The 14654-nt window shown below is 71.5% G+C and carries 16 protein-coding genes and 2 pseudogenes; 17 read left to right on the forward strand and 1 reads right to left on the reverse strand.

The annotated features are described in order from the left end of the window. Nucleotides 1-222: 222 nt before the first annotated feature. From ACWDR4_RS41310 to ACWDR4_RS41360, 11 genes are all read left to right on the forward strand, one after another. Nucleotides 223-711: an ATP-binding protein gene (locus ACWDR4_RS41310; protein ID WP_450416226.1), complete on the forward strand. Its 489-nt coding sequence runs from the start codon at nt 223-225 to the stop codon at nt 709-711. A gap of 85 nt (nt 712-796) precedes the next feature. Beyond that, on the forward strand, nt 797-1054 hold the full coding sequence (locus ACWDR4_RS41315; protein ID WP_450416228.1) for a WhiB family transcriptional regulator: 258 nt from the start codon (nt 797-799) through the stop codon (nt 1052-1054). Nucleotides 1055-1210: 156 nt separating this feature from the next. Next, nucleotides 1211-1408, forward strand: a complete 198-nt coding sequence (locus tag ACWDR4_RS41320) for a DUF5999 family protein (protein WP_450416230.1) — start codon at nt 1211-1213, stop codon at nt 1406-1408. Between the two features lie 157 nt (nt 1409-1565). Continuing rightward, the gene (locus tag ACWDR4_RS41325; RefSeq protein ID WP_450416232.1) at nt 1566-1940 is read left to right on the forward strand and encodes a hypothetical protein; all 375 of its coding nucleotides are present in this window, start codon (nt 1566-1568) and stop codon (nt 1938-1940) included. A gap of 146 nt (nt 1941-2086) precedes the next feature. Further along, the gene (locus ACWDR4_RS41330) at nt 2087-4216 is read left to right on the forward strand and encodes a DUF2637 domain-containing protein (protein WP_450416233.1); all 2130 of its coding nucleotides are present in this window, start codon (nt 2087-2089) and stop codon (nt 4214-4216) included. Nucleotides 4217-4470: 254 nt separating this feature from the next. After that, nucleotides 4471-4944, forward strand: coding sequence for a hypothetical protein (locus ACWDR4_RS41335; RefSeq protein WP_450416235.1), 474 nt, complete (start codon nt 4471-4473; stop codon nt 4942-4944). Continuing rightward, nucleotides 4941-5249, forward strand: a complete 309-nt coding sequence (locus tag ACWDR4_RS41340) for a hypothetical protein (RefSeq protein WP_450416236.1) — start codon at nt 4941-4943, stop codon at nt 5247-5249. Before ACWDR4_RS41335 ends, ACWDR4_RS41340 begins: the two co-directional genes overlap by 4 nt. A gap of 550 nt (nt 5250-5799) precedes the next feature. Then, a complete protein-coding gene (locus ACWDR4_RS41345) occupies nt 5800-7575 on the forward strand; it encodes an ATP/GTP-binding protein (protein ID WP_450416237.1) in 1776 nt (591 codons plus the stop codon). A gap of 18 nt (nt 7576-7593) precedes the next feature. After that, nucleotides 7594-8010, forward strand: a complete 417-nt coding sequence (locus tag ACWDR4_RS41350) for a conjugal transfer protein TraB (protein WP_450416239.1) — start codon at nt 7594-7596, stop codon at nt 8008-8010. A gap of 83 nt (nt 8011-8093) precedes the next feature. Next, on the forward strand, nt 8094-10229 hold the full coding sequence (locus ACWDR4_RS41355; RefSeq protein WP_450416240.1) for a chromosome segregation protein ParM: 2136 nt from the start codon (nt 8094-8096) through the stop codon (nt 10227-10229). An 88-nt stretch (nt 10230-10317) separates the two neighbouring features. Next, complete coding sequence (locus tag ACWDR4_RS41360) at nt 10318-10506, forward strand: hypothetical protein (protein WP_450416242.1); 189 nt, start codon at nt 10318-10320, stop codon at nt 10504-10506. Here ACWDR4_RS41360 and ACWDR4_RS41365 read toward each other — a convergent pair whose 3' ends face one another. Next, nucleotides 10507-10668 carry a hypothetical protein gene (locus tag ACWDR4_RS41365; RefSeq protein ID WP_167459353.1) on the reverse strand — a complete coding sequence of 54 codons (162 nt, stop codon included), beginning with the start codon at nt 10666-10668 and terminating at the stop codon, nt 10507-10509. It lies immediately after the preceding gene. Between the two features lie 159 nt (nt 10669-10827). Between ACWDR4_RS41365 and ACWDR4_RS41370 the strand changes: the two genes are divergently transcribed. From ACWDR4_RS41370 to ACWDR4_RS41395, 6 genes and pseudogenes are all read left to right on the forward strand, one after another. Then, complete coding sequence (locus tag ACWDR4_RS41370; RefSeq protein WP_450416244.1) at nt 10828-11388, forward strand: DUF6197 family protein; 561 nt, start codon at nt 10828-10830, stop codon at nt 11386-11388. A 117-nt stretch (nt 11389-11505) separates the two neighbouring features. Then, complete coding sequence (locus ACWDR4_RS41375; protein ID WP_450416246.1) at nt 11506-12285, forward strand: hypothetical protein; 780 nt, start codon at nt 11506-11508, stop codon at nt 12283-12285. A gap of 120 nt (nt 12286-12405) precedes the next feature. After that, entirely contained in the window at nt 12406-13065 is a 660-nt protein-coding gene (locus ACWDR4_RS41380) for a DUF6919 domain-containing protein (RefSeq protein WP_450416247.1), read from the forward strand. Between the two features lie 272 nt (nt 13066-13337). Next, nucleotides 13338-13667 (forward strand): annotated as a pseudogene (locus ACWDR4_RS41385) (RRQRL motif-containing zinc-binding protein); the annotation flags it as partial. Nucleotides 13668-13828: 161 nt separating this feature from the next. Next, entirely contained in the window at nt 13829-14383 is a 555-nt protein-coding gene (locus ACWDR4_RS41390; protein WP_450416250.1) for a hypothetical protein, read from the forward strand. 32 nt (nt 14384-14415) lie between these two features. Further along, nucleotides 14416-14654: pseudogene (locus ACWDR4_RS41395) on the forward strand (hypothetical protein); the annotation flags it as partial.

Consider the following 14654-nt stretch of genomic DNA (forward strand, 5'->3'; position numbering starts at 1 on the left):
CGAACAGCTGGGTGGCGGCCGTGGCTACTCGTACAGAGCCAAAACGAGCGGCCCCGGGATTGCACCCCGAGGCCGTTCAGCAGGTCATCCCCTTCGCGGAAGGACAACAACCTTGAGCTACATGATGACATCCCCTGCCCCGCTCGGTGCGCAGGGGGACAGCGACCCGGACATTGACGAAGCGCTGCGCCGGGCCCGGCAGGGCAAGGGCGGCGGGTCACGGTGACGACGCTCACCGTCTCCGGTCCCGGAACCATGGTTGCGGACCGGCCGGTGCTTCCGGCCTCCGTCCCCGGCGTCTACCTGCGTCACCGCGCGGGCGGGTTCGTCGCTCACATCACGGCCTCCGAGTTCGCCTTCAGCACGGTGCGCGGCCTGACCGCGTCGGTGCCGGTGGGGTACGGGGTCGGTCAGGACACCGCCGACACCGCGGAGTGGGTCGTCTCGGAGCTGCTCGGCAACTCCGTGCGGGCCTGCGGTGATCACGTTCCGCTGGTTGTCGAGGTGTACGTCACCGGGTGCGGGATCCAGGTGAATGTGCACGATCCCGCCGTCGATCTGCCGCCGCGCCGCAGCGCGGTGGCGATGGACAGCGACACCGCAGAGTCCGGGCGCGGCCTGGGTCTGCTGGACATGCTGGCGCCCGGCTGGGACTCCGCTCCCTCGCCGGTCGGCAAGCAGGTCCGCTGCCAGATCGCCGGCAGCAAGTAGTACGCCCCGCAGGGGGCGGGATCACTTCGCGCCGCCCCCTGCGGCTTGGCCCACCACCCCGAACTGCCACACCACGGAGGACGTAATGGACTGGCGTCACAACGCTGTTTGCCGCGAAGAGGACCCGGAGCTGTTCTTCCCGATCGGCAACACCGGTCCTGCGCTGCTTCAGATCGACGAGGCCAAGGCCGTCTGCCGCCGCTGCCCGGTCATGGAGCAGTGCCTGCAGTGGGCCATGGAGTCCGGCCAGGACTCTGGTGTCTGGGGCGGGCTGTCCGAGGACGAACGCCGCTCGATGAAGCGCCGCGCCGCCCGCAACCGCGCCCGCAAACCGGGCGCCTGACACCCCACCACCTGCAGCCCTGCGCTGCCCGGACGCCTCCGGCCCTCGAGGTCCGGTGGCGGCGGAGAACGCAGGGACCGCACCCCAGCAGTCGGCCATTTCGTGCTGCTGCCTTCCGGTCCGCCTCATTCGACACCGTCCCGAGGGAGTTCACCCATGGCCGCCGTCCCGTGCTCGCACACGCCGAAGTGCCCGTCTGCCACCAGCCCCGACCGGGAGGCCGCCCACACCGTGGTCGGCTACCCGGAGCAGGGCTGGAGCCTGCTGTGTAACGGGGTCCTCCTCTTCGAGGACACCGGCGAGCTGCTCCCCGACGGTCGGGTCATCGCCCCGCGTCGGCTCACGGCGGTCTGACCGCGCTGCTCCCGTCTGCCGGGAGCGGAACGGAAGTAGCTACCCGCCTCACAGCACCGTCACCAGTCGGACGCCCGCGCAACGGGCGGCCGGTCTTCTCGCACGTCCCGGCCCGGGAACAGCCCGGAGCCGGTGCACTTCAACGGAAGGACACAACGTGGCACAGCAGCCGCGCACGCAGACCACGCCGACGCAGACCAGTTACAAGAAGGGCAACCTGGTCCTGTTCCGCGATGCCGAACGGTTCTGGCTCGGACTTCCCGGCCACACGTTCGTCGGCCGGGTGGAGCGGTCCTGGCGGCACGCCGACACCGGCAAGGTCCTCTACGACCTGGTGGAGCTGAGCGGTAACCGTGCCCGCGCGGGGATCGACCCCGACTACATGCGGCTGCTCCCGCCGGCCGACGCGATGCACGACATCGACACCGCGCCGCTGACCGAGCCGGACACCGGGGCGATGACCCCGGCCGCCGTCGCCTGGCTGCGCCAGCACCTCACGCAGGACAACGGCAAGCCGTCTGTCCAGCGCTGACCACCCGCCCCTTGGAAGGACGGCCCTCCGAGCCCCCGGCATTTGAGCTGCCGGGGTCCCGGAGGGCCTGGTCACGACCCTACCGACCGCCATTGATCCACGGTGCCCCTTCTCACGGAGGCGCCCGGAAGAGAGAGGACACCCCCGTGGCCACCAAGACCTCCACCCGTCGCAGGCGCCAGCCCGCGGCGACCCCGAAGCCCCGCGGCGGGCGCACCCAGGCGCAGACGCAGGCGGCCGTTCCCGCTCAGGCCGCCGTCCCCGAGACCGCCACTCCGGCGGTGTACCCGGAGGCCGATCCGCACCTGGCCGACGCCGCCGACCGTGCCGCCGACCTCCGGGACCGGGCTGCCGACGATGCCGACAGCATCCTCGCCGACGGCCAGGCGCGCGCCGGCGAACTGCTGGACGTGGCCCGTGCGGAGGCGATCTCGATCACTGAAGCAGCCACCACCGAGCAGGTACGCATCCTCGCCGACGCGACGGTGGCCGCCGGCCAAGTCCATACGGAGGCGGTGACCACCGCGGCTTCCGACGCAGACCAGGTCCGCGTCGACAGCGAAGCGAAGGCGGAGCAGCTGCTCACCGACGCGCGTTCCGAGGCCGACGCCCTTACTACGGCGGCGACCGGCAAGGCCGACCAGGTCCTCGCCGACGCGCGCCGCCAGGCGCAGGACGTCGTCACCGAGGCGAGGACGGCGGCCGGTGAACTCCGGTCGGCTGCCGACCGGGACGCGGCCACGGTCCGCGCGGACACGGAGGCGCAGCGCACCGAGCTGCTCGCCGACGCCGACCGCGCCGCGAGCGAGATCCGCGCCCGCGCCGCCCGGGACTCCGACCAGGTCATGGAGCGGGCCCGCGCGGATGCCGACCGTATGCGCGAGCGCGCGGACGACCAGGCCGTGCAGGTGAGGGCCGGGGCGGAGAAGGTGGCCGTCGGCCTTCGACAGGACGCCGACCGCGCCCTGGCCGACGCCCGTGCCACGGTTGAGGAGCTGCGGGCCGGTGTCGACAAGGACATCGCCCGGCTTCGCGAGCAGATCGACACCGACGCGAAGACGGCCCGGGAGGCAGCCGAGAAGGCCACCGCCGACCAGATCGCCGCCGCCCAGGCCCGCGCCGAAGGTGAACGCGTCCTGGAGGCGGCCACGCAGCGCACCGTGCAGAGGGCCCGGCGCCGCGAGATCCGGACCGAGTCGCGGGCCGCCCGACGCAAGGCACGCAACGACGCCCGGCCCGCCGGCGGCGTACCGCCGCTGTCCGGAGGGGAGCTGGTGGGCGTCGTCGCGATCGTACTGGCCGCCGCGGCCGTCTCCACCATCGGCCTGCTGTCCTCCTACACCGCGCTGGAGACCAAGGCGGCAGGGTGGGGCTGGGAGTGGCCGTGGCTGCTGCCGGTCGGCATCGACGTCTCCATCCCGGCCTTCACCGGCGCCAGCCTGGTCCTGATCCGCATGGGCATGGAACTGCGCTGGATCCGGTGGGTGCCGAGGGCGCTGACGGCGGTGACCGTCTACCTGAACTGGCACGCCTCCGACAGCATGTCCGGCCGCCTAGGGCACGCCGCCCTCACCCTGCTGTGGGTCGTCTTCTCGGAGATCGCCTCCCACGTGTACGCCACGAGGATCGGGGCGGTCACCGGAAAGGTGCGGATGGAGACGGTGCGCCGCAGCCGCTGGATCCTCGCCCCGATCCCCACCGCCCGGCTGCGCCGCCGGATGATCCTGTGGGAGATCACCTCCTACGAGGAGGCGCTCACCCGCCTCCAGGAGCAGACGTACCTGCGAGCGCAGCTCAAGGAAGAGCACGGTTTGCTGTGGCGCTGGAAGGCTCCGCTGGACCAGCGGATGACGCTCAAGCTCGGAGAACTGCCCGCCGCGCTCGCCGACACGCTCACCCCCGAGGACGCTCACACCATCGAGCGAGCGGAGGAAACCGAGCACGCTCACCCCGACGTGAGCGCGCTCACCTCCGGGGAGGTTCGCGGTGAGCGTGAGCGCCCGGCGCTCACCTCCGGCGCTCACGAGAGTGAGCGCGCCACGGAGGACGGAGACGCTCAGCGAGCGGAGGGCGCTCTTACGCGCAGCGAGAGTGACGCGCTGACCGAGCGCCGCCACGCACGCATCCGTCTGCTCTACACCGAGCTCGGGCGCCGTCCCGAGTGGACGGAGATCCGCGACGCGCTCACCAAGGCGGGCCTGTCCGACAAGCCGGTCTCCCGCCCGACCGCTCAGCGCCTGCGCGAGCAGGTCGAAAAGGCCGCCCCGGGCGCGTAGGTGAGCGCCCGGTGAGCGCTCGGGCGCTCACCCCCTGGCAGAACCCCTGCCGCTCATGGTCGCCACCGGCCCGCGCTCGCCCACCAAGCGCGGACCGGTGACGGCCACGGCCGGCAGGCCGCTCGCCCGCACCGCGCCCCACTCGGGACGCGGTGCGGGCGAGGTTCGTTCCGACTACCGCCCAACCCCGCGCAACAGCCTCGGGGATCACGGATTCCCCGTTCCCCCACCCCGAGACCCGGAGGTCTTCTCGCATGAACAGCAACGACCCGAACCACTCCCCTCTGCGCGACGTCGCGCAGAGCCCGGAGGCAACCGCCCGGTACCTGGCCGACGTTCAGCGGGTCCTGCTGGACATCGGCAAGAACCTGGAGACCCTCGCGATCGAGACCCGCGTGCACCTGCGCGAGACGCACGTGGAGGGCGACCGCTGGTACCACGCGAGGCTTCGCGCGATGCCCGTCGAAAAGGCCCTCGGGGACGTGCTCAAGAACCTGAACAACCTCACCGGGGGCCTGGAAAAGAGCGCCTATAAGCGCCGCGCCCACGACGAGACCGTCGTAAATACGGCTAAGGGAAGGAAGGAAAAGGAGCTGGAAAGGCAGCGGAAGAAGAACCCGCCGACGCTGCAGGCCGCACCCAACCCGCAGCAGCAGGGTGCGCAGAGCGGGAATTCCGGGTATGGTGGTCCCACGTCGATTTACGACCTCGGTCGGGAGTCGGCGTGAACCGCCCCCTCAGCAGTGCCGAACGCTCCGCCGAACGGCGTCAGAACTGGCTGAAGGAAGAGGCGACGAAAGCCCGCGAATCTCGCGGCGAGGCGGGGCTGATGGAATTCTGGCTCCGCCTGGCACGATCCCGAATGGCCAAGGACGTCAAAGCCGGTCGCGGCGACGTCTACTCCGGATTCGCGCTGATCTGCCGTCTGTTCATCACGGCACTGGACCAGCGGGTGGAGGGCAACGGACGGATCTGGAGCGACCTGCTGCAGTACGCGGAGCAGGTCGTGGCGAAGCACCCCCCGCGTAACTGACCGTCACCAGCGAAGGCCCCGCCGGGCTCCGGTGGGGCCTCGCGCGTGTAAAGCGTGCACACGTGCACGTGCACACGCGTGCACACAAGACCCCACGCTCTGTCAAGTCACAGGAGGGAGGCGCACTGTGTCCGATGAGGACGGCACCGGGAACCTGGTCCAGGGCCCCTGGAGCGGTGATTCCACGTACGTGCCACCGCCGATCCCGGATTACGGCGACACCATTCCGCCGCCGGAAGACATTCCCCCAGCACCGCCGGAGTCGCCGGAGGAGACGACGATGGAACTGCCGGTAATTCCGGCAGCTCCGGACCCGTCGGCAGCCCTGCGGTCCGGAGGTATTGCGGCGCCGGAAGCCGGTGAAGATGACGGTGAATACGAGGAAGGCGAATACGAACAGCCGCGCTCTCTCGCTGACCGTCTCGGTGACTGGCTGGAATACCGGCTGGAATTGGCGCGGACAAATCATGAAAGCGAAGCGCCTTTCCGTGAGGCTGAAATAGCGCGGAAGGCCGCGCTGCTGGAGGGCCGCACCGCGCAGGAAGTCGCGATGATGGAGCAGAATGGAAGGCTCCACGCCGCGATGATGAAAGCGAAGGGCGACAAGGCGGCGGCACGGTCAAAGGCCGACACCGACCGTACGAAGTCGTCCGGCTCCGGCCTGGGTGCGGACAAGGCCCGCTCGAAGGCCGGCGGCGGGGGCGGCACGGGGCCGTCCCGTAACTCGAGTTCGAGGTCGAACCGGCCCGGGGGCTCGCGCGGCTCCAACTCCGGCGGCCCCGGCGGGCGTTCGGGATCGGCCGGGGGCAGCGGAGGCGGCAAGGGCGGCACGAAGGGCTCTCAGACGGGCTCTGGTGGCCGTGCGGCCGGTTCCGGGCGCAGCGGTTCGTCCGGGGGTTCGAAAGGCTCCCCGACGGGCTCTGGCGGCTCCGGCCGGGGCGGCGGCTCGAAGGGTGACGGCAGTGGCCGGGCGCAGCACGGCCCGGCGTCCGGCGCTCGTGCCGAGCGGGCCCGCGGCCGCCAGGAGCGCGCCGGAGCCCGGCAGGCCGGGCGGCAGGAGCGGCGCGGCGCCGGGCACACCGCCGGCGTCGCCGACCGGACCAAGGACCGCGATCAAGCCCGCGCCAACCGGCAGAAGGAATGGGAGGACCGCCGGGCCAAGAAAGCGGAGCGGGGGGAGGCGCGGAAGGCGAAGCGGGAAGCCGCGGCGTCGGCCGGCTCCGGTCGCACCACCTTGGGCCAGGCCGTGGGCGAGGAAGTCCAGCGCCGCTTCGACAAGCGCCGTGCCGACGCGAAGGCCGCCGCCGACGCGAAGGCCGCCAAGGCGGCCGGCACCGAGAAGGTGAACCTGACCAAGGACAAGGACTCCAAGGGCAAGGGCACCGACGACGGCAAGAGCACCGACGGCAAGGACGGGAAGGCCGCCAAGGACGGCCCTGACGGGGCCTCCAGCGCCGCGAAGGACGGCAAGGCGGGCGATGAGCCGGGCAAGGACTCCACTGCCGGTGACGGGGCGTCTGGCGATGCGAAGAAGCGTCGTCGGTTCCGGCGCCGGCGCACCGGCGGCACGGGCCGGGCCGGACGCCGCGGACGTACTCGCCGCACCGGCCGGACCGGGCGGGCGGGGCGTGGTCGTACGGGTCGTGCCGGGCGGCGTGGCCGTCCGGCGGACAGCCCGTTTGGCGAGGAGGACTCCACCCCGACGTGGGAGTGGCCCGACCGTCCCGGCCGCTCGCCGCGCACGGACAGCAACGGCGAGGACGACATCGTCGACGCGGACATCGTCCCCGACAAGCCCGCAGCCATGACGACCGGCGTCAGGGGCCTGCCTCCCGCGCCGGAACGTCACACCGCACGGCCCGGCACCAGCCGACCCACCAGCACGGAAGGGAGCAGCGTGAGCAGCGCGCAGGTCAGCAAGCCGTCCGGGCAGGGCAATCTCAGCGCCCAGCACCGCACGGACATCACGTTCGACGAGTTCCTGATGGAGATGGCGAACATCGCCATCAAGGCCGCCTCCCACCAGGAGCGCGCCGAAGCCATCGCGGAGGCCCTCGGCAAAGTCGCCGACGCCCTGCGGGACATGGCCGCCGACCTGGTCGACGACCACAACATCGACACCCGCGTCACCGACCAGATCACGGACCTGGCCGACGCCGCGGGCCGCATGAAGCTCCAGGCCCAGCGCTGCGCCCAGGAGTGCAGCTTCGCCAAGGAGGCCGCCAGGCTCGCCGCCGTCATGGTCGCCCGCATCTACGGCCAGGACATGGCCGCCAAGGAAGACGCGGGCCTGACGCACACGTCGGCCGCCGTCCATCACGACTAACCCCTGGAGGAGCCGCTCATGAGCGATCTCGTACCACACACCGGCAGCGCGGCCCCCGTACCGGCCGACGCCGACAACCGCTACAAGGCCGTCCAGGCCAAGCTGGACAAGCTCGGCAAGTCGATGGACGACGCCGTCCTCGAACTGGAAGCGCTGCGCCGCGACATGAAGGCCAACGCCACCCACACCACGGGCGTGGCCAGGGACATCGAGAACGCGGACCTGGACGCCCTCTTCGTGCTGGCCACGAACGAGGTGGCTGTCGCCCTGGGCGGCGCCGCCGTCGAGGTGAAGAAGCTCGGTGCCACCGCGGGGGAGGTCGTCGACCTCACCTACCAGACCAAGCGAACCCACTCGAAGCTGTATGGCGCACTGGACGACATCCGCTCCAACCGGCGCGCAAGGACCCCCAGGCCCGGGTTCTTCAACCGCTGACACCCGCTCTCCCACCCACCCCGCCACGGGCGGCCCCGCGACATCCGCGGGGCCGCCCGCGCCCGTTCCCGAAGGAGAAGCCGGTGACCACGCCGCGCAGTGTCGCGCTCGAACGCCTCGCCTACACCCTCGTCGCGCCCGTGCTGGCCGTGGCTCCGAACATCTACCCCGACCACCCCGTCAACCAGGTCGTGCAGCTGGCCGGCGCCGCTGGGATCGGCGGCTGGTTCCTCGCCGCCAAGAGCGAGGAGACCGGGGCCGGACGCAAGATCCTGCGCTGGTCCCCGCTGGTCCTGGCCGCCGCCGTCGACGTCGCCGCCAAGACCACCACAGGCTGGGGTCCGTACTGGATGGACGCCCTGCTCGCCGCCGGATGGGCGGCGGCCGGCTACCTGGTGATGCCGTTCTCCCGGCACGCCCGCCGCCGCCACCGTCCAGCCGTCGCGGCCCCGGCCCCCCAGCCGGCACCCGCCGAAGTCCTCGAGGAGTCGGTGGCGCAGCCGGACGACGGCGCCGACCTGCTCACCCGCGACGCCAGGGTGCTGTGGGAGCAGGCCGGGATGCCCGCCCGCACCCACCTCGTCAAGGCCACCCGGCTCCCCGGCATGCGGAACGACATGACGATCCTGCTGCGCGCCTCGGAGCCCGGGCGTCCGATCACCGGCCTCACGGAGGCCGTCGTCGCCGCCGCGTTCGGCGTGCACTCCAGCGACGTCGTCCTCGCGGACGTCGCGATCCAGCCAGGCCGACAGGGCGGGCCGGGCTGGCTGGAGGCCCGCATCACCCCCGACGCCAACCTGCGCCGGCGCACCAAGCCGACTCCTCAGGAGCGCTGGACGGACAAGGTCGGCTCCCCCAAGGGCGGTGCCCCCGGCTCCGAACTGATCCACAAGAGCCGCGACGAGGTACGCGGGGTGACGTTCTACCGGGCGAAGATGGCCGATGCCACCGAGACCCCGCGCATCGACCTGGCCAAGGTCTGCCGCGGCCTGAGCCTGCCCGAGGACGACTCCTGCGTGTTCGTCCTCATCGACGGCACCGAGTTCCTCATCAGTGCGTTCGACAAGCCCCCGCTGAGCGCGATCTTCCCCGCCACCCGCGAGCTGCTCACCCCGGACGCCAAGGGCATGTACGTGTGCGGGTTCACCATCACCGGCCAGCCGGTGAAGAGCATGGTGTTCCAGCACGACAAGAACGCCGCAGCCCACGGCCTCATCCTCGGGGTGTCCCGGTCCGGGAAGACGCAGTTCTTCGCGATCAACATGGCCGCTCAGTCCCTGGACGGCCAGGTGGTGTGGCTCTCCACCGTCCGCAAGGACGAAAAGACCACCGTGCTCGGTAAGTACATCGACCGCCAGGGCTCGAACGCGCTGTGGATGGCCCGCTCGCTGCGCGCGTCGAAGGCGTTGTGCGAGATCAGGGCGGAGATGCCCTGGCCGCACGACGGCCAGCCGCACGACTACAAGCCGGGCGACTCCCGCTGCCCCTTCCGGCAGCTGAACGTGTACGCGGACGAGTTCATGACCGCGGCGCAGGACGGGGACTTCGGCGAGTTCATCCAGACCGACGGAGATGACCTGACGGTCACCGGCCTGAAGTACGGGATCGGTTTCAACCCGGCCGGGCAGTCGCCGTTCGCGCACAACGGGTTCTCCACCGAGATGAAGGACAACCTCCGGCAGAACTCCCGCCCGACCATCTTCAACATGGGTTCGCCCGGCGCCACCCGCAAGGCGGCGGAGGGCACGATGGAGAACGCCTACGACGTGCCGACCATCCCGGCCCGCTACTCCCGCAACGAGGGCTCCGCGATCGAGCGGGCCATGAAGGGCGAGGCCGACCCGGAGAACGGGGTGTCCACCGGCGGTGTCGCCGTCATGGTCCTCGACAACGGTCGCGCGGTCCTCATGCGGTCGCTGTACGCGGACTTCGACACCGACCTGTCCACCCTGTTCCCCGACGACGTCAACCACCTCACCGACCACGAGATCAGCGAGCTGGAGAAGCGCGGCCTGTGGTTCGACTGGAACGAGCCTGTGCGACCCGGCGAGTTCTGGCCCGAGCCCGACGAGGACGGCGACGACGGCGGCGGCTCCCGCCGACGCGGCGGCAAGGGCGGGGGCGGTAAACGCGGCACCAAGTCCGGCAGCAGCCGCGAGTCCCAGGTCACCTCGCCCCGCCAGGCGCTGGAGGCCATCAAGAGCCTCAACAACGTCTGACCCTCTCCCACTCCAGCACCTGTGGGGCCGGCCTGCCCGAGCACAGCCGGCCCCATCCGATCCGAGCCCGAAGGAGGCACCACTCGCCGTGGCCCTTTCCATCTCCGCCGCCGTGCTGCTGGGCATCATCGTCTTCGTCCTGCTCAAGGGCGGCTACGTGCGTGTCGGCCCCATGCTGGCCTGCACCCTGTTCGGCTTCACCCTCGCCGCGACCGGCCTGGCCCCGGCCATCAACAGCGGCCTCACCTCACTCGCCGGACTGGTCTCCAGCTTCTGACTACGCCTCGGTCCACGGCGGGTCCGGCGTGTAGTTGAGTCCGTCGCAGAAGCGGCAGTCCCACTCCGAGGGCACTTCCCACTTGTCGACCCAGAAGCCGACCTGCTTGCCCACGAAGAAGTTGTCCCCGCCGCACCACCCGCACTCGAAGACGAACTCCACCCGATCCCCTTCCCCGCGCCTGTCCGATCGAGGATGCCCGGGGCGCAGGTGCGGTGACTACCCACCCGCCAGCCTCAACTCACCTGCTGCACGTCGCCGAAGGGCGCCGCCGGACACCATCCCGGCGGCGCCCTTCGGCGTACCCCGCCTGGAGCCCCGATGCCCCACAGCACGCTCTCCCCCGCCATAGCCCAGACCGCCCCAACCATCCAGAACACCACGGCCCCCGCGCCGCCGGCGGCACTGTCCCTAGAGGAACGCATGGCGTTCATCAACGCGGCGATGACCGTGCGGCTGGACGAAGCCAAGGTCGCCTACGAGGTCAACACCGCGCACATCGACACCGAGCCCGTCGACCTGGCCGATGTCGTCACCGGCCCCGTCGACACCGAGCCCCGCCTACTGCCGGACCTGTACCCGACGCCGGTCGCGGCCCTCCTGCAGCGCGCCCACCACCGTCTGCTCACCGGCGGCTGGTGCAAGGACGTCCTGGTCGACGAGGACGGCGCCGCCTGCATGCTCGGGGCCATCCGAGCCGAAGCCCGCGGCGACCGCGGCCTAGAGAGCAACGCCGTCACGGTGCTCATGGACGCGATCCGCCGCAGGTTCGGCGACGACGTCGACTCCGTCCCGGGCTTCAACGACGCCTGGGACGGCGGCCGCGTCCCGATCCGCATGGTCGACCAGGCCGCCGATCTCGCCGACGCCCGAGGCCTGTGACCAGCCCAGGCCCCCTGCCTCGCGCCCGACCCCGCCCCGAGGGACGGGCACGGGACAGGCCGCCCGGCCAGCGCATCAACCCGACACCCTCACCTCCGCCGAAGGAGCTGCTTGACCATGCAGTCCCACGCCACCACCCACACCGCCCAGCACTCCGAGCCGCGCACCTACCTGCCCGTCCACGTCCCCCGGAAGCCAAAGAAGCCCTCCCGCCTCGCGCCGCTGCGCGCGTGGTGGACCGCGGCCTGGGCGGAGGGCGGCGTCCTGTACCGCCGGTGGGACGAGGTGTTCGCAGCCCGGCACGCCGGCTGGCACGACATGGCGAACTGGATCAAGGCGGTTCTCACCCTGTCCGCACTGGGCTGGACCACCCTGCTGCTGGACACCGCATCCGACGTCGCTGGCGCCGTGCTGCACGGCCTGTTCACCGCACTCCCGGACGGGCCACCGCCCGGTACGGACACCGCCGACGACCTGCGGGGCGTGATCGACAATCCGGTCCGCTCATACATCGGCCAGCACTCGGCCGGCCTCGCCGTCCCCACCTCCGCGCTCTACGCCTTCTGGCAGCTCGCCGGACTGCTCGGACTCATCGGCGGATGCGCGGGCAACGCCGGAGCGCGCATCACGTGGGCTCTGTGGGGCGGCGTATCCGTCGCGATGGTGTGGGCGGCTTCCCCGGCCGACGGGCGCACCGTCGCCACCGGCCTGGCCGCGCTCATGTGGGCCCTCGCCAGCATCCTCGCCCTGCGCGGCCTGAGCCTGCGGCCCGTCATCAACAACCACCCGCCGGAGTTCCGCCCCGACCTCCGCATCCACGCCACGATCCAGGCTGCCCCGGCAGCCGCCGACTTCGACGACGAACCCGACAACGTCCACCGGTTCCAGCAGCGCTGACATCCCGTCGACCCGCCTGGTCCTCGAGCGCCGCCGCGCGCCCGAGGCCTCACTGGCCGACCGGCCCGCACCACCTTCAACACCCCGCCCCAGAGCCCTCAACCAATGAGGAGTACGTCGATGAAGTTGCCGTGGATGAGCCGCTCCGACCGGCTCCGCTGGCAGTCCGCCCGGACCGTCACCGATCTCGGTGAGCTGATGGCCCGCTGGCTGGAGGGGGAGATTGCTTCCCGCCCCGGCTACCAGGCGCGTTACGGACCCGAAGATGAGACTGAGCACCTGGTGCCCACGCTCGCCGCGCTGTGCCGGGAGGGGTACGTCACCACCTGCTTGCAGCCCGGATTCGCGGGCACCGGAGCGGACGGCCTGTGGTGGGAGCAACGCGCCGCAGTCGAACTGGTGGTCACCGACCCGACACTGGTCCACCGCCTGGTCGACGCCGCGTGCGCCGCCGGGCTGTTCATCCGGATCAACGACCACCACCCCGACGGTGGCGTCCAGGAGCCGCCCGTGGTCGCCACCACCCGCGACGGCGAGCCCGTCACGGCGTTCGGCGGACGGATCAGCCGCGCGGACATGGCCATCCAGTGGCCGGAGCTGAACCGCGACCTCTACCGACAGGTCAGCACCGGCACGTACGTCTCGGTCATCGCCCCCGAGTACGGCCCCGACGGTGAACGACTGTGGATCACGCTCGACTTCCTCACCGGCCGGCGCCAGCACGACCCGGCAAGCCCGTGGGCGAGCCGCATCCGGCCGACCAGTCCCGCCAGCCGCTGACCCTCTCCGCCCTCCGGTCGCTCCGCCTGGTCCTCGCCCACCCGCTCGCGGTGGGCGAGGACCGGACAGGCCGACCGGCCGCCAGCACCGCCCCTACGTCCCGCCGACGAACACCGTCGGCGGGACGCACTGCTCCCTGCCCACCGACGCCTGGAGGAACTGCCCGTGCTCATCCCCAGACCGCGCCGCCGGATCGGCCGGCCACGACCCTTCCGTCCCGGCCCCCGCTACCCGCAGCGCTCCGCACGGCTGCCCGGCGCCTGGAGGCAGTGATGCCACGCCCCCGGAAGAAGCGCCGCCGCGAGGTGAAACGGGTGCCGTCGCGCACGGAATCGGACCTGCCCGAGTACGACCGCCAGGTCGTGCCCGAAGGCCTGGTCACCAGGCGTCAACTCCGGGACCTCGGACTCAGCCCGGGCGGCCACGACCCGGTCGCGATCGTGCGCTGCAAGTACTGCTCGTACAGGCCCGACCGGTCGTGCAACCACCCCACCAGAGGCGGGCTGTACCGCCTCGACCTGGCCAAGCCCAAGAGGACACCCACCCTCGATCAGGAGCGGGCGCTGGACCAGGCAATGGCAGCCCGACAGACCTGCCCCGACTGCAAGAGGCGCTACTACGCGTGCCTCCCGCTGCGTACCCAGGGCCGGTGTGACGCCTGCGAAAGGGGCTTCGAGCCCAACCCCGACACCGTCATGATCCCGGCGCCGACCGCACACGGCCTGGCCGCCTGGCCAACGACCATCCCGAAGGAGAGTCACCCATGCTCAGCACGCTGTTCCCTCGCCGTCCTGCCGTACTGGACACCGCGACATGGACACCGGACGGCACGACCGTTGTCCAGCGCTACCGCGGCGCCGTCGGAGAACGAGAGGGCGCGATCGTCCTCGTCTACACCGCCGACGGCGGCCAAGGCACGTCGTTCTTCGCCACTGCCTGCCTCGGCTGCACCTACCGCGCAGCCAGCAGCCGCAGCAGTCGGCTGACGGAGAAGGAGGCAGCCGACCTCGCCAACACGCACGCGGCCGGCTGCCGCGCACTGGACCGTGGCATCCCGGCCGCGCCCGACGACGACCAAGCCGCGAAGATCGTGCGTACCCGGCTGTGGGGCATGCGCTCTCACCGCACCACCAGCCCCCACTACGTCTACCTGAGCAACTTCCACGCGGACCGCGTCGACCTCCAGCGCCCGGCCGACTTCATCAAGAAGACGATGCTCCAGCTCGCCAAGGCAGAGCCCGACTTCCTGACCGCCCGGCCCCACGACAGCGGCACGGGCACTCAATTCCTGGTCCTGCCGCACCCGCCCCGGAACTGACACGGTGCGCGCCCGAACCGGCGCTGCTACTCGTGGCCGCCGTTCCGCTCACGGCGACGGCGGCCGCCATCGCTCTCAAGGCCGGCACCTGGGAGCTGCCCCTCTCCCGGCACGCGATCCGGATCTCCCCCATGCCGCGCCAGAGCTGCCCCGACTACCGGGGCGCGAGCGGCTGGGGGACACGAAGGGGCGGCTGGCGCGCTCGCACCGCGCCAGACAAGGTGGCCGAGGGCTCGGGTGCGAGTGTGACGCTCAAGCCTGCCAAGTCCCT

It is taken from the genome of Streptomyces sp. NPDC000878, from assembly GCF_053599695.1.